We start from the raw sequence: 14,572 nt of genomic DNA, 5'->3' as shown, positions 1-14,572 counted from the left end.
CGGTCCCCGTCCGGGCCGCCCCCGCACCAGCGATCTCCGTCCTGAGCGTGCGTGCCTCTACTACGCCACAGGTGGCACTGTTCGCGTTAAGGACGCGTCAGGGATTGTCCGCTCGCGTGCATGAGCGATCAGCCTGCGTACGCTGGCTCAGCCGTCGATGTCGACGGCTGATTCTTTGCGTACGACAGGAGCACCCCACGATGGCCACCCCTGCCCGCTCCTCGCGCCTGCGCGCGTGGATGCTGGAAGGCTTGACCGCCGAGAACAGTTCGCCCGCCGCCAAGGAGGCGGCGGCCCAGCCCCACGGCCGACCGTGGTGGCGCGTCATGTGCCTGACCGGTCTCGACTACTTCTCCACCCTCGGCTACCAGCCCGGCATCGCGTTCCTCGCGGCCGGTCTGCTGTCGCCGCTGGCGACCATCGTGCTCGTGCTGCTGACCCTGTTCGGCGCGCTCCCGGTCTACCGGCGGGTCGCGGAGGAGAGCCCGCACGGCGAGGGCTCCATCGCCATGCTGGAGCGGCTGCTCACCTTCTGGAAGGGGAAGCTGTTCGTCCTGACCCTGCTCGGGTTCGCGGCGACCGACTTCCTCATCACCATCACCCTCTCCGCCGCCGACGCGACCGCCCACATGGTGGAGAACCCGCACCTCACCAGCACCCTGCACGGCCACGAGGTTCTGATCACCCTGATCCTGATCGCGCTTCTGGGCGGGGTGTTCCTGAAGGGGTTCAGCGAGGCCATCGGCGTCGCCGTGGTCCTGGTGGCCACCTATCTCAGCCTGAACGTCGTCGTCGTGGCCGTCGGGTTGTGGAACGTGTTCACCGAACCGCAGGTCATCACCGACTGGACGACCGCGCTCACCGCCGAACACGGCAACTTCTTCATGATGATCGCGATCGCGCTCGTCGTGTTCCCGAAGCTCGCGCTGGGCCTGTCCGGCTTCGAGACCGGTGTGGCGGTCATGCCGCACGTCCAAGGCGAGCCCGACGACACCGAAGCCGAGCCCGCCGGCCGAATCCGCGGCGCCAAGAAGCTGCTGACCACGGCCGCCGTGATCATGAGCATCTTCCTGATCTGCTCCAGCCTCATCACGACCCTGCTGATCCCGGCCGACCAGTTCCAGCCGGGAGGCGAGGCCAACGGCCGCGCCCTCGCCTACCTGGCCCACGAGTACCTGGGCTCCGCCTTCGGCACGGTCTATGACATCTCGACGATCCTGATCCTCTGGTTCGCCGGCGCCTCCGCGATGGCTGGTCTGTTGAACCTGATGCCGCGCTACCTGCCCCGGTACGGCATGGCCCCGCACTGGGCCCGCGCCCTGCGCCCGATGGTCATCGTGTTCACCCTGATCGCGTTCCTCGTGACCTGGATCTTCAACGCGGACGTCGACGCGCAGGGCGGCGCGTACGCCACCGGCGTCCTCGTCCTGATCACCTCGGCCGCGGTCGCCGTGACCATCGCCGCCCGCCGGGCCGGGGAGCGCGGCTGGACCATCGGCTTCGGCGTCATCTCGGCCGTCTTCATCTACACGACGGCCGTCAACGTCGTGGAGCGGCCGGACGGCGTGAAGATCGGTGCCTGCTTCATCGGCGGCATCATCGCGCTCTCCCTCCTCTCCCGGCTCGCCCGCGTCTTCGAGCTGCGCGTCACGCACATCGAGTTCGACGACATGGCACAGCGGTTCATCCGCGACACCGCCAACCGCACGATCCGGTTCATCGCGAACGAGCCCGGCAACCGGGACTTCGAGGAGTACCGGCAGAAGAAGGCGCAGATCCGCGCGGACAACGACATCCCGGCCGAGGACGACGTCATGTTCGTCGAGGTCACCGTCCTGGACGCGTCCGAGTTCGAATCGGGCATGCGGGTGCGGGGCGAGGTCCTCCACGGCCGCTACCGCGTGCTGACCCTGGAGAGCTCCAGCATCCCCAACGCCCTCGCCGCCCTCCTGCTGCACGTACGGGACGAGACCGGGCAGCGGCCGCACATCTACTTCGAGTGGACCGAGGGCAACCCGATGGCCAACTTCTTCCGCTTCTTCCTCTTCGGCCAGGGCGAGGTCGCCCCCGTCACCCGCGAGGTCATCCGCGAGGCCGAACCGGACCGCGCCCGCCGCCCCCACGTCCACGCCGGCTGACGCGGCGGGGCGGCCGGGCGGCCGGGCCGACCGTCATCGCCACCGGCGCCGGATGGGACGCCCTGTGGCTGCTCGGGGTCGGGGTCTGGGGCGTCATCGCAGCGATGGTGATCGAGCTCGTCTGCCAACCGTAGACGGGCACGACGCAAGATCCGTTGGATCTGTGAGGTCGGCCCCAGCCGCCGGTGTCATGCTGTGCGCCCCCGTCGGCGAGGGAGAGGCCGAACTTCTGGCCGCCGGTACCGGTACGGATCTTGTCGTGTCCGCCGGCCGCGACGCCGGGCACCACCCGAACCGGTGACGGCGAGCTCCAGCTCACCTGCCGAGCACACGTCGAGCCCCACCCCTCCTCATCGACCCAGCGCACCATGGCACGGGAGAGGAACGCCTTGGCGGCGTAAAGGACATCGGCATCGGGGAACGCATCCCGATAGGTTCGGCACCGCTCGCGGACCGCGCCCTCGTCCAGAACGCAGGCCGGAACGTCGAACCGCTCGGCGATCTCTGCCGGTGTTGCTCCGCCGTCGGCCAGCCCACCCACATGGGCCCTCCGTGGGCACGGGATCCCGCGCAGTGGGTCGCACGCATCGGTGAACCGGTTCGGCTCGCCGATTGCGGCGTACAGGGCGCACCCCGCATACCGGCGCAGCCTCGCCGAACTCCGCGAGAGGGGAGTACTGCTCGGCAGCTACGAGCCGCACCGTCCGGCTGCTGGCTCCGTCCATGCGGAACCAGCGTGTCTGAGGGCCGTCCGCCGGGCAGCGGGGCGGGTGGTGCTCGGCTGAGGGTGGCCGGCAGCCTTCGGGAGTGGCAACGGGCCGGGGAACCGGCAGAGCGTTACCTTCGCGCACGGACGTCGTTTTGGATCATGGCCGTCCGGCCGACACCCCGAACGAAGGCGCAGCCGCCCCATGCCGACACCGCCAGATATCGACCGCCTGGCCCAACTGGCCGCACCCCGGCCGGAGTACGATGGCGGCGCCGGTCCGTTGGCCGTGGCTCCGAAGGTCTTCCGGGACGAACTGGCAGCTGCCGCCGAGTGGGTCGCCGACTACCTCCAGGAGATCCCGCAGCGTCCGGTGACCCGGCCGATGCCGTCGGCGCACCGGCAGGCGATGGCCGCTGGGTCGCTGCCGCAGGAGGGCCAGGATCTCGGCGCCCTGCTGGAGTTCGTCGACCGGGCCATCGCCCCGTACCCGACCGGCAACGGTCATCCCGCCTTCTTCGCCTGGATCAACTCGCCGCCGTCCCCGGCCGGGGTGATCGCCGAACTGCTGGCCACCGCCGTCAACGCGACCTGCGGGATGGGCGAGCACGCCCTGATGGACCTCGAACGCGGGGTGCTGCGCGACCTGGCCTCGCTGGCCGGCCTGGAGCCGACCGCGGGCGGGGTGCTGACCAGCGGCGGATCGATGGCCAACCTGCTCTGCCTGGGCACCGCCCGCACCTGGTTCCTGCGGCAGCACGGCGTCACCGACGGCCCCGCCTACGACCAGGCTCACGCGCGTCTGGTCGCCTACCACAGCGACCAGGCCCACATGTCGGTCGCGAAGGCCGCGGCAGTGATCGGCCTGCCGCCCTGGCGGCTGCGCGCCGTGCCCACCACGCCGGACCGGTCCATGAACGTCGATGCCCTGCGGACGATGGTCGACGCCGACCGCACGGCCGGCCTGCTGCCCTTCTGCGTCGTCTCCAGCCTCGGCTCCACCGCGACCGGCGCCGTCGACCCGATCGAAGAGATCACCCAGGTCTGTCACCGATCGGGCCTGTGGCACCACGCCGACGGAGCCTGGGGCGGACTCGGCGCCCTGGTCCCCGAACTGGCCCCCTCCTATCGAGGCGTCGCCGGCCTCGACTCCCTCACCGTCGACCCGCACAAGTCCCTGTCCGTGCCGGTCGGCTGCGGCGCCGCCCTCGTCACCGACCCCTCCCGGCTGCGCGACGCGTTCACCTTCCGCGCCTCCTACCTCGAAGGCGACCAGGACTGGCCCTGGATGTCCGACTACACGATCGAACTCACCCGCCCCGGCACCCGCGCCCTCACACTCTGGGCCACCCTGCGCCACCTCGGCCGCTCCGGCGTGGCCGCTCTTCTCCAGCGTCACCAGGACCTCGCCGGCTACATGCGGCAGCGTGTCCGGGAGCACCCCCTGCTGGACCTGTGCACCAGCGGCCCGCTGCCGGTGGTGTGCTTCCGTCTGGCCGCCCACCCCGAAGCAGGCCGACAGGGCAAAACGGACCTGCACACGGCAGTGGCCGCGCGCGTCCAAGCCCGTGGCCACGCCTATCTGGCCACGGTCAGCCACGACGGGCAGACGGTCCTGCGCGCCTGCGTCTGCAACTACCTCACCACCACCGATGACGTGGATACCCTGCTCCACGAGGTTCTGGCCGCTGCAGAACACCTCCAGACCGTCTACTGAGCTTGCAGGCGTGGTGTCGCATGGACAAGGAGTTACGGGTCAGCGTCCGGTCGGTCCAGCGGTTGCGGCGGGCCTGGCAGGACAGCGGCCAGCAGGCTGATCCAGTACCGCAGCGACCTCGTCGACGGATGCCTCGCCGCAACCGGTCTCAAGCCGCTCATGACGCCACGCCCACAAGCTCATCAGCCCCCGCCCTCATTGGTCAGGGCGGTGACGACCCACCTCTGATTGGCCCCATTCCAGCACCCTGCCTGGACCACCGGCGCGCCATGGGCAAGGCTCATGTGCGCAACGTCCATGCATTTGCCGCTAACCACACTCCGGAATTCCACGAACTGGCCGACCGCAGGCCTGCGCACATTCACCTCCGCGCCATTATCCACGGAGAAGAATCGCCAGATTTGATTATTTCTACCCGAACACTTCTCTTGAACCACCGACGCCCGTTCATTCCACATGTGGAAATGAGACACGGCGAGACACATGTTCAAATAGCTGCTATGCAGTGGCGCGATTTCGTAGCCAGCTCCACGGAGCCGCGTAGTCCAGAGTTGGTTTGACCCTCCCCAGCACCTGGCTGAGACCACGGGGGTTCCGTCCTCACCACTTGCATTCGATACGTCAAGACACCTTGTCCCGTTGGCGTGCATCGGCTTGATCAAAAAGAACGAACCGCCCGCAAGGGGGATGCCCTGAGCCTGCGCAGGACCGGAAAACACCCAAAGGCAGCTGCTTAGCGCGGTTCCAAAAACCATCACTGCACGAAGCCATCGCCGTCCGCCCTTGTGCATCATGACTGCCTCCTCCGCATCCGTCGGAAACGATGACATTTTGTAGACGCTCGGCCCGGGGAGTGGGAAACGGGTGAGGATTTTGCGGCAGGAGTCAAGGGGCTCTGTACGGCGCAGAGCGGCCACGACCAAGAGCCGGTACCGGCCTTGCAGTTGGCGTAGACCCCTCATTTACAGTAGTTCAGCCAGGACTGACACGCATGTCGGGGCGCCGGAGTCAAGCACGGTCGAAGCCTGAGGACGTTCGCTCTCATAGATGCCCGGGCAACCACACGACATCACGTGTTCAAACTCAGTAACAGAACCTTCTGCCCGATACCCCTCGCGGGACACTTGTGGCGGTGAGACCACGTCGACTGAGGAGACACCGCTCGCCACCCGCGTGCCCCGACGCAGCTCAACTGAGAATTCAGGCAGTCGAGACGCTCTGCGCAGAGCGCAGAGCGGCAGTGCGTCATCGCTTCGGGGGGCTATGCGTGGGCGATGACGGCGACGGGTCCCTTGGCGTGGTGGAGGACCGCGTGGGCAACAGGTCCGATGTGCGCGCCGATCGGGGACTGCCGGATGCGGCGGCCGACGACCATGAGTCCCGCTTCGGAGCTGCGGTCGACGAGCTCCGTGGCGGCGTGCCCGGCGCTCGCCCGCGAGGTGACGGCGACGGCCGGGTACTTCACCCGCCAGGGCCCCAGGACGTCGTCCAGGGCAGCCTTCGCGCTCATCTCGAGCTGCGCGTGAATCCTCGGTTCGTAAGCCCCGCCGTATCCCACCAGAGGAGGTGGCGACCAGCTGTGCAGGACATGGAGGGCGCAGGCCCGCCGCGCCGCTTCCTCGAACGCGAAGGTCAGTAGCGCATCGCAGGGCTTGCTGGTGTCGATGCCCACCACCAGGTCACGGGATGCGTGCCGGCTCACGGGGTGCGGTACGGCGTCCTCGCTCGCCCGCACCACGACAACCGGCCGCACCGTCGCCTGGATGACCGCCATGCCGACGGAACCGAGGACGAAACCCATGAGCGTGCCCAGGCCCCGAGACCCGAGGACGATCATGCCCGCGTTCGCCGCGACGTGTGCCAGCACGGCGGCCGGGCGGCCGTCGATCGACCGGATGCCGACGTCCAGTTGGGGGTGCGCCGTGCGCAGCGCTTCGGCGGCCTCGGTCAGCAGTGCCTGGGACCATGGACGACGCACATCGGCTGTCGGGACGGGGACGGCCCGGGGGGACGACCACTCCTCGGCGTGGACGAGGTGGAGCGGCACGCCGCGCAGCAGGGCCTCACGAGCCGCCCAGTGGGCTGCCGCGACGCTTTCGGCGGATCCGTCGAGGCCGACGGCGATGAGGTCGTTCATGATGGCTTCTCTCGCGATCGTCACGCTCGTCAGACCCTTCAGGCCGGGTTCGTGTCGTCGATGGCGTACCCCAGGTGCTGGGTGACGGAGACCACGCCGTCCACGGTGCGGCAGAGCCGTTCGATCAGCGGGACGAGGCTCCTGAAGTCGACGGTTCCCTGCAGTTCGACCCGCCCTTGGGCCACTTCCACGGTGACGGCCTCGGGGCTCTGACGCAGGCCGAGGTCGAGTACGTCGGCCATGATCTCGTGACGGATGTCCTCGTCGTCCCGCAGGAAGATCCGCAGCAGGTCCCTTCTGCTGACGATGCCGATCAGCACGTCCGAGTCGTCTACGACCAGGAGCCGCTTGACCCCTTGCGCTTCCATCAGTCTCGCCGCCTCGGCGACGGTCCAGTCGGGTCTGGCGCACACGGGGGGCGAGGACATCAGCTCGTCGGCGCGTGTTCCCGCGGCCTTGTCCTCCTGCCACGCTTCTCGTTCGGGCAGTGACTGGAAGTAGTCTCCTTGGCCTGCGGACTTCGGCAGCAGATCCCGTTCCGAGATCACGCCGAGCGGATGGCCGGCCCGGTCGACGACAGGGACTGCCGACACCCGGTGGTCCGTCAGGGCTCGGGCAATCTGCTTGAACGGGGCGTTGTCGGGGACGGTGACGACTTCGCGGGTCATCAACTCGCGGATTTCTCGATGCCTCATGCTCTTCTCCTACCTCTCGGCAGCGGTGCGAGTGCCGACCGACACGTCGTCCTGTTCGTTGTCGAGCCGGTTGCCCACATCCACGGGACCGTCGGTGCTCTGGCGCGGGTGCAGGCCGACGGCTCGGGCCGGCGGCGCTGCGGTGCCTCAGGGCAGGCCCCTCCTACGTGTGGACTTCGGTGCCGAGGCGCGCGGCCGTGACGTCAACGACCCCCGGTACGGTGCGTGCGACGCGGATCAGGACGTTCCTCAGGGCCGGGTCGGGGATGGTGCCTTCCAAGTGGACGAGGCCGTCGGAGACGTGGACCTGCACCACGGCTGAGCCGGCGGGGATGAGCTCGGCCATGATCAGTTCGCGGAGCTCTTCCGCGATGTCCGCGTCGGGACGGAGGTAGATCTTGAGCAGGTCGCCCCGGCTGACCACGCCTACGAGGCGGCCGTCGCGGTCGACGACGGGTAGTCGCTTGAGGTGCCCGTGGGCCATCAGACGGGCGGCGCTCGCGATGCCGGTCTCCTCGGTCACGGTGACGGCCGGGAAGGTCATCAGCTGGCCGGCGGTCACGGCGCGGGATTCGTCCGCGCCTTGGGCCTTCAGCAGCAGATCGGCTTCGGACACCACGCCGGCGACGCGACCCCCGTCCGACAGGACGGGCAGGGCGCTGATCCGCCATTGCCGCATGGCCTCCACGATCTCCTTGATCGGTGCTCCTCGGTCGACGGAGATGACGGCGTGGGTCATCACGTCGTTGACGGTGCGCAGGTGCTTCATGATTCCTCCAGAGCGGCATTCCCCCTGTCCGAGCGTCGGCGCCGACCGGCGAGCACGGCCCGGGACGCTCAGTTCGGTGCGGGGCCCACGAGTCGGCAGCGGACGTCGACGATGCCTTCGACGGAGTGGGTGAGGTGTTCTGCCATGGGGATCAGGTCGGCGTCGCGGACCGTTCCGGTCAGGGTGGCGATCCCCCGGGACACGGTGACCTCGACGGCCTTGTGGGAGAGCGGGAAGAGGCGCTCGACGACGCTCTGGCGGATCTCGGCGGTCAGCTCGTCATCGGAACGGAGGAAGACCTTCAGGAGGTCGGAGCGGCTGACGATGCCCTGGAGGGTTCCGTCGGCGTCGACCACCGGGAGCCGCTTGACGTGGCGGTCGGCCATGAGGCGGGCAGCCTGGGGGAGCGTGGCGTCGCGGCTGACGGTGACGGCGGGGGTGGTCATCAGTTGCTCCGCGCGTACCGATCCCGCCTTGGCGGTGTCGCCGAGGCGCCGCAACTGCTCGATCATGCCGGGACGGTGCTCGTGGAACTCCTCCTTGGGGAGCAGGTCGGCTTCGGAGACCACGCCGACGGCGCGGGCTTCGCCCTCGATGACGACGACGGCGCTGACCTTCCACCGTTCCATGGCGGCGACGATTTCCTTGAACTCGGTGGCGGGGGTGACCGTGACGACGGGCGTCGTCATCACGTCGTGGACGGTGTACGGGGTGGATGTCATGGCAGGGTTCCTCAGCGGGAGTAGGCGAGTGGCCGGCCGCCGCCGTAGAAGGCGAACAGGTCGAGGAGCCGGGTCCGGGCGGAGTCGAGCCGGTCGGTGATGACGGCGACCACGGCGATGGCGACGGACCGGCCCACGTCCGAGTCCTCCTCGCACAGCTCCCGTACGGCCGGCGGGGGACGTCAGCTGGTGGGAGTGGGCGGGCAGGGCCTCGCGGGCTTCCGGTGCCATTCCTTCGAGGACGCCGTGCATGGTGCTCATGGAGTGCCTCCAACCCTTCGTCCTCACCGTGCTCCGCGGGCCATGGGGGCCGGGAGGGCCGCGCGGTGCATTGTGCAGGGCCGTCCGGCCCCGGTCAGCGGACCAGGACGGCCTCCCCGGACTTGGGTACGACGGCCGTCCGGCCCAGCTCGTCATCGATCCGGTCGGCGTCGGCGTGGGCCGAGAAGTGCGGGACGTCGGCGACCTCGGCGCGTACGGGTACGTACTCGCCGATCGCGGCCTCACCTCGTGCCGCGATCTCGGGCGAGAACGGTTCGGGTGACAGGAGGAAGGGGTGACCGGGACGGCCGAGGTCGCCGCTCACGGCGACCGTGTGGCCGTCCTCCAGGGTCAGGTGCGCCCACGCGGAGCCCAGGACGTGGCCTACCGGGTCGAGGAACTTCACCGTGCGACCGCGTGGATGTCACGGGCATCGCAGGCCGGCGTGTCCCAGTTGCGGCGGCGCAGGTCCGCGACACCCTGGAAGAGCCCGCAGTCGACGGGTATCCGGGCGTGGTCGCTCTCGACGAGGAACTCGCTGCCGGTGACCGTGCGCAGCCCGCCGAGGAAGCGCCGCAGGGCCGGACGGGCGATGGAGGCAGGGGCTGGCCGGGACATGGCAGCAGCCCTCCTTTCCGGACGGATGCCGGATTCCACCGTCGCATCCGCCGTGACCACTGGGGAGGGTCCCTACCGGTCCCCGGTAGGGGACCGACCGGCCCAAGCGGGCGGCAGGAGCGGGGGCACAGCCTGGCGGTGACCCCTACCGCACCGCACCGCACAGCACAGAGAGAAGGCCGCGCCATGAAGGCACTCGTCTTCCACGGGCCCGGACAGACCTCCTGGCAGGACGTCCCGGACCCCTCGATCAAGGACGCCGCCGACGCGATCGTCCGGGTCGACGCCGTCACCATCTGCGGCACCGACCTGCACATCGTCAAGGGCGACGTCCCCGAGGTGACGCCCGGACGCATCCTGGGCCACGAGGCCGTCGGCACCGTCGTCGAAACCGGCGGCGACGTCCGTACCGTCCGCCCCGGGGACCGCGTCCTGATCTCCTGCATCTGCGCCTGCGGCCGCTGCCGCTTCTGCCGCGAAGGCCACTACGGACAGTGCCGCGGAGGCGGCGGCTGGGTCCTCGGCCACACCATCGACGGCACCCAGGCCGAATACGTACGCGTCCCCTTCGCCGACCTCTCCGTCCACCCGCTTCCCAGCGCCCTGGCCAGCCACGACGCCGTACTGCTCGCCGACATCTTCCCGACCTCCTACGAGGTCGGCGTCCTCAACGGCAACGTGCGCCCCGGCGACACCGTCGTCGTGGTGGGAGCCGGCCCCATCGGCCTGGCCGCCATCGCCACCGCCCAGCTCTACAGCCCCGGGCGCATCATCGCCGTCGACCTCGCCGCCTCCCGGCTCGCTGCCGCGCGCGACCTCGGTGCCGACGCCACCGCAAGCGCGCTGGAGGAGCCCGAGCGGCTGGTCGAAGACCTGACCGAGGGGCTGGGCGCCGACGTGGTCATCGAGGCGGTCGGTGTTCCCGAGTCGTTCGAGATGTGCACCCGGATGGTCCGCCCCGGCGGACACGTCGCCAACATCGGTGTCCACGGAAAGCCCGCCGTCCTCCACCTCGAAGACCTCTGGATCAAGGACGTCACCATCACCACCGGCCTCGTCGACACCCACTCCACCCCCATGCTGCTGCGCATGATGGCCGCAGGCCGCCTGCCCGGGGCCGCGATGGTCACCCACCGCTTCGAGCTGGACCAGATGGAAGAGGCGTACGACGTCTTCTCCCGCGCCGGCGAAACCGGCGCCCTCAAGGTCGTGCTCGGCGGACCGCAGCACGACACGCTCGCCGTACCTCCCCAGGGAGCGTGAGTGCCGTGAAGAGCACGCCGGGCACCCACCCGCAGCAGTCCGGCGAGACGACCGGACGCACCGACCTGGGCCGCCGCCTGGCGGCCCGCAGGAACGCACTCGGCCTGAGCCGTGAGCAACTCGGCCAGAAGTGCGGAGCCGACGCGAATTACATCGCCTATCTGGAGGACCACGCCGCGTCCCCGGCCATCAGCACCCTCCTCCGCATCGCCGACGCGCTCGGCGTCACCGTCGAGGACCTGACCGGCGCGAGCGCCGAGCGTGTGCCCGGCCGGTCCACCGCCCGGCGCGACAGCTCGCTCGTACCGCTGGACGAGACCGAATGCCGACGGTTGCTCGCCACGCACGGCGTGGGCCGCATCGCCGTCTTCATTCCGGACGGCCCAGCGGTTCTCCCCGTCAACTACCTGGTCGCAGGATCCGACATCACCTTCCGGACCGCTGAGGGAGCGACCGCCGCCAGAGCGGCGGGGACCGAGGCCGCCTTCGAGATCGACAACATCGACGACGTCACCGCAAGCGGATGGAGCGTCCTGGCCGTGGGCGAACTGGCACCCGTCACCGACGCGGAAGAACTCCACCACCTCAACGCCACGGCCCGGTCCCACCCCTGGGCCGGCGGCGCCCGTACCCACTGGATGAAGCTCACCCCGGTCCGTCTCACCGGCCGCCGTGTGGTGCATGAGTGATGAACGGGCCGGGCGCAGTCGTCTTCGACACGGGCGGACTGCTCCTCGCCACGAGAACCACCGTGCCCGTTCGACGCCGCCCGTGGGTACCGGGAGCTGGTCGACGACCGAGCGGCTGATCGAGTCCCTCTGCACCCGGGGCACGGCCGGTTCGCCACGCGCGGGTCTGCCCCCGCGTGCGTCGCCGATGACGGACCGTCTTCCGGGCGTACGGCTGGAAGGCGAGATCGAGATCGAATCCGTCCTCGACGGCGACATCACCAACTCGGGTGTCGAACGCTGCCGCGCCCTGGACGGGCTCGTTCTCGGTCCCCTACCCGGGGCACGAGGACATCCGTATCCGGTTCCGGCCCGGCCGGCTCGGCATCAGCGTCCCGGCGACCGGCACGCACGCATTGCCGCAGGCCAGGAACGGTGGTTCCGGCTGCCCAAGGGCTGACCCGACAACCGCCGCATGCTCGCGTGGCGCTGCGTTCGTGATGCGCACACTGTGGATGTATCAGCCGTCGGAAGGGTGAAACGGGATGAACAGGCAGCAAGAGGCTCCGCGGATCGTGGTGGGCGTCGATGGATCGCCCTCGTCCCAGGCCGCGCTGCGCTGGGCGGTCCGGTACGCGGGGCTGGTGAGCGGGCGAGTAGAGGCGGTCGCGGCGTGGGACCTCCCCGGTGCCGCATCGTGGTCGGCTCCGGCGGTGGACGCCGACTTTGACGAGGAGGAGGCCGAGCGGCGTCTGGTTGAGGAGGTCCGCACGGTTCTCGGTGAGGACGGCGCCTCCTCCGTGCACCAGCGTCTGGTGCGCGGCAATCCGGTCGACGTCCTGGTCGATGCGGCAGAGGGTGCGGACATGCTGGTCGTGGGCAGCCGAGGTCGCGGCGGCTTCAGCCGAGCCCTGCTCGGTTCGGTGAGCCAGCAAACGGCGTCCCATGCGCCGTGTCCGATCACCATCGTCCGGGCTGACGCCCCCGTCGAGTGATCCTGCTCGCCTCGCGCACGCCGGGCCGGGTGTCCAGCCGGAGCCCAGGCGCAAGGGGTGGGCTTCGGGCTGCGGCGTGACGTCTTGAGCCCGGCGCACACCTCGACGGCCGCGCCCGTGCCGTGTGTGTCCAGCCGGTGGGATGGGCCTTCCGTAGCACCTGCGGACCCGCCCGTGGGCGTCGTGGCATGCAGCAGCCCCTTCGCCGGGTGCGCGAGGAGATGGGCCTGACCAGCGTCATCGTCATGATCCCGTGCTGCCGCACCTGGAAGAGGCCGACAAGGTCCTCGAGGTGATGGCGGCCGAAGGGCTCCGGCGCGGCGAGCACGGCCTCCAGGTCTACGTGATGGCCGGGATCCCCGCCGACATCCTCCTCGCCCAGGACTTCGCCGAGACAGCTCCGCCGCTGTCAAGCAGCACGTCGCCGCCGCCGAGGAGAGCCGCTACGGGGAGGACCGAATGGTCCCTCTAGGGATCCGTCCGGCCCAAGCGGACCAGCCGTCGGCCGCGTGACAGTGGCATCAGTAACGCACCATGGAGCCAAGGAGCACCCGCCATGAGCACCAAGCGAGTCCTGGTCGCCTACGGGACCAAGCACGGAGCCACCGCAGGGATCGCCGAACAGATCGCGGTGACCCTGCGCGAGGACGGTCTCGACGCCGTCGTGCTGCCCGCCGACGACGTCCACGACGTCCGTGCCTACGACGCCGTCGTCCTCGGCGGCTCCCTCTACGCCGGCCACTGGAGCAGCAAGGCCAAGCACTGCGCCGAACGCAACGCCGACTCCCTGCGGCACCGCCCTGTGTGGATGTTCAGCAGCGGCCCGCTCGACCGCTCGGCCGAGGAACACGACGTCCCCCCGGTCTCCGCGGTCGCCCGGGAGATGCAGCTGGTCGGAGCGCGCGAGCACATGACCTTCGGCGGCAGCGTCACGGCCCACACCCCGGGCTTCCTCGCCAAGGCACTGACCCGCCAGGGCAAAGGCGGAGACTTCCGAAACCCGGAGCGGATCCAGAAGTGGGCCCACCACATCAGCGCCGAGCTCGTCGCCGCCTGAAGGGACGGCCCGGCTCGGCACGCACCAGCACGGAGGCGTGCCATGCACCACCGGACGCAAGGGACGGGGGCCAACCCGCTCAGGCGTGATGCCGACCGCACCCGGACGCGTATGCGTGCCGCCTTCGCGCTGATCTGCCTGCTGGCGGTGGTCGTCGGCTTCGCCCTCGGGCGGGCGGCCTGGACGGACGGCCACCGCACCGCGGAGAACATCGCGCGCCACCGCCACACCGTGACGGCCACCACGGTCGGCGAGACCGGCTACCGAGCGGGAGACCAGCCGAGCAGCCGCCCGGTGACCGTTGCGAGCGCCACGTGGCACTACCCCGCGCAGCGCTCGCACACGGAAACCATCCCCGTTCCGGCAGGAACCCGGAACGGCGACACGGTCCGCGTGTGGGTCGATGAAAACGGCAGCGTGGCAGCCGCTCCGCCCGGCCAGGCCGACATCGCTCTGAACGCGGTGGGCATCGGCACCGGAGCGCTGGCCGGGATCGTGCTCGCCGGCGGCGCCCTCGTCGCCGTCCGCCTCCGTGTCCTGGACGCGCGCAGCGCACGGGCCTGGGAATCCGAGTGGGCGGGCGTCGAGCCGCTCTGGTCCGGCCGCCTGCGCCCCGGCCAGGGAGCCGGTGACGACTGAGACCGCCGCCGGCCCGGGTGCTCCGCGACGGCCAGCCGCAACACGTCCCGGCCCGGGACCGGGTCCCCGGCGCGCAGGCGATCGTATTCGCCACCGGAGACCACACCGAACTCGGCCGGATCGCCGCTCTCAGCCGGCGCACCCGCCGCGAACCGAGCCCGCTGGAGACGCAGGTCAAGAAGGTCGC

The 14,572-nt window shown here is 70.0% G+C and carries 17 protein-coding genes; 8 read left to right on the top strand and 9 right to left on the bottom strand.

Annotated features, from left to right (window positions below; genetic code table 11):
- Nucleotides 1-200: 200 nt before the first annotated feature.
- Nucleotides 201-2,138: an APC family permease gene (locus K7B10_RS06950; protein WP_229335065.1), complete on the top strand. Its 1,938-nt coding sequence runs from the start codon at nt 201-203 to the stop codon at nt 2,136-2,138.
- On the opposite strand, the gene K7B10_RS41545 is transcribed toward K7B10_RS06950, so the two are convergent.
- The gene (locus K7B10_RS41545) at nt 2,083-2,679 is read right to left on the bottom strand and encodes a hypothetical protein (RefSeq protein ID WP_372481378.1); all 597 of its coding nucleotides are present in this window, start codon (nt 2,677-2,679) and stop codon (nt 2,083-2,085) included. The genes K7B10_RS06950 and K7B10_RS41545 overlap by 56 nt on opposite strands.
- Nucleotides 2,680-3,049: 370 nt before the next feature.
- Between K7B10_RS41545 and K7B10_RS06935 the strand changes: the two genes are divergently transcribed.
- Complete coding sequence (locus tag K7B10_RS06935; protein WP_229335064.1) at nt 3,050-4,561, top strand: pyridoxal phosphate-dependent decarboxylase family protein; 1,512 nt, start codon at nt 3,050-3,052, stop codon at nt 4,559-4,561.
- Between the two features lie 182 nt (nt 4,562-4,743).
- Here the strand turns inward: K7B10_RS06935 and K7B10_RS41540 are convergent, their stop codons facing one another.
- The 8 genes from K7B10_RS41540 to K7B10_RS06905 form a co-directional block, all read right to left on the bottom strand.
- Nucleotides 4,744-5,211 carry an RICIN domain-containing protein gene (locus K7B10_RS41540; RefSeq protein WP_372481537.1) on the bottom strand — a complete coding sequence of 156 codons (468 nt, stop codon included), beginning with the start codon at nt 5,209-5,211 and terminating at the stop codon, nt 4,744-4,746.
- 611 nt (nt 5,212-5,822) lie between these two features.
- Nucleotides 5,823-6,722: a universal stress protein gene (locus K7B10_RS06930; RefSeq protein WP_229335063.1), complete on the bottom strand. Its 900-nt coding sequence runs from the start codon at nt 6,720-6,722 to the stop codon at nt 5,823-5,825.
- 14 nt (nt 6,723-6,736) lie between these two features.
- Entirely contained in the window at nt 6,737-7,393 is a 657-nt protein-coding gene (locus tag K7B10_RS06925; protein ID WP_229335062.1) for a CBS domain-containing protein, read from the bottom strand.
- 163 nt (nt 7,394-7,556) lie between these two features.
- Nucleotides 7,557-8,162, bottom strand: a complete 606-nt coding sequence (locus tag K7B10_RS06920) for a CBS domain-containing protein (RefSeq protein ID WP_229335061.1) — start codon at nt 8,160-8,162, stop codon at nt 7,557-7,559.
- Between the two features lie 68 nt (nt 8,163-8,230).
- Complete coding sequence (locus tag K7B10_RS06915) at nt 8,231-8,884, bottom strand: CBS domain-containing protein (RefSeq protein WP_229335060.1); 654 nt, start codon at nt 8,882-8,884, stop codon at nt 8,231-8,233.
- Nucleotides 8,885-8,895: 11 nt separating this feature from the next.
- Nucleotides 8,896-9,021: a hypothetical protein gene (locus K7B10_RS40730; protein WP_267501346.1), complete on the bottom strand. Its 126-nt coding sequence runs from the start codon at nt 9,019-9,021 to the stop codon at nt 8,896-8,898.
- A gap of 218 nt (nt 9,022-9,239) precedes the next feature.
- On the bottom strand, nt 9,240-9,551 hold the full coding sequence (locus K7B10_RS06910; protein ID WP_229335059.1) for an MBL fold metallo-hydrolase RNA specificity domain-containing protein: 312 nt from the start codon (nt 9,549-9,551) through the stop codon (nt 9,240-9,242).
- Nucleotides 9,548-9,763 (bottom strand): MBL fold metallo-hydrolase, encoded by a 216-nt coding sequence (locus K7B10_RS06905; protein ID WP_229335058.1) that lies wholly within the window; start codon nt 9,761-9,763, stop codon nt 9,548-9,550. The genes K7B10_RS06910 and K7B10_RS06905 overlap by 4 nt, the downstream gene beginning before the upstream one ends.
- Nucleotides 9,764-9,949: 186 nt before the next feature.
- Here K7B10_RS06905 and K7B10_RS06900 point away from each other — a divergent pair, with 186 nt between their 5' ends.
- The 6 genes from K7B10_RS06900 to K7B10_RS06875 all read left to right on the top strand — a co-directional run bounded on the left by K7B10_RS06900 (nt 9,950) and on the right by K7B10_RS06875 (nt 14,385).
- The gene (locus K7B10_RS06900) at nt 9,950-11,026 is read left to right on the top strand and encodes a zinc-dependent alcohol dehydrogenase family protein (RefSeq protein ID WP_229335057.1); all 1,077 of its coding nucleotides are present in this window, start codon (nt 9,950-9,952) and stop codon (nt 11,024-11,026) included.
- Between the two features lie 5 nt (nt 11,027-11,031).
- Nucleotides 11,032-11,715, top strand: coding sequence for a helix-turn-helix domain-containing protein (locus K7B10_RS06895; protein ID WP_229335056.1), 684 nt, complete (start codon nt 11,032-11,034; stop codon nt 11,713-11,715).
- A 524-nt stretch (nt 11,716-12,239) separates the two neighbouring features.
- A complete protein-coding gene (locus K7B10_RS06890) occupies nt 12,240-12,689 on the top strand; it encodes a universal stress protein (protein WP_229335055.1) in 450 nt (149 codons plus the stop codon).
- A gap of 253 nt (nt 12,690-12,942) precedes the next feature.
- A complete protein-coding gene (locus K7B10_RS06885; RefSeq protein WP_229335054.1) occupies nt 12,943-13,161 on the top strand; it encodes a hypothetical protein in 219 nt (72 codons plus the stop codon).
- 84 nt (nt 13,162-13,245) lie between these two features.
- Nucleotides 13,246-13,746 carry a flavodoxin domain-containing protein gene (locus K7B10_RS06880; protein ID WP_229335053.1) on the top strand — a complete coding sequence of 167 codons (501 nt, stop codon included), beginning with the start codon at nt 13,246-13,248 and terminating at the stop codon, nt 13,744-13,746.
- Nucleotides 13,747-13,788: 42 nt separating this feature from the next.
- A complete protein-coding gene (locus K7B10_RS06875; protein ID WP_443734638.1) occupies nt 13,789-14,385 on the top strand; it encodes an Rv1733c family protein in 597 nt (198 codons plus the stop codon).
- The last annotated feature ends 187 nt before the right edge of the window (nt 14,386-14,572 follow it).

Source organism: Streptomyces flavotricini, from assembly GCF_020639365.1.
In the GTDB taxonomy this organism is placed as follows: Bacteria; Actinomycetota; Actinomycetes; order Streptomycetales; family Streptomycetaceae; genus Streptomyces; species Streptomyces flavotricini.
The sequence above is the reverse complement of the archived record's forward strand: the minus strand, read 5'-3'. Positions and strand labels throughout refer to the sequence as shown.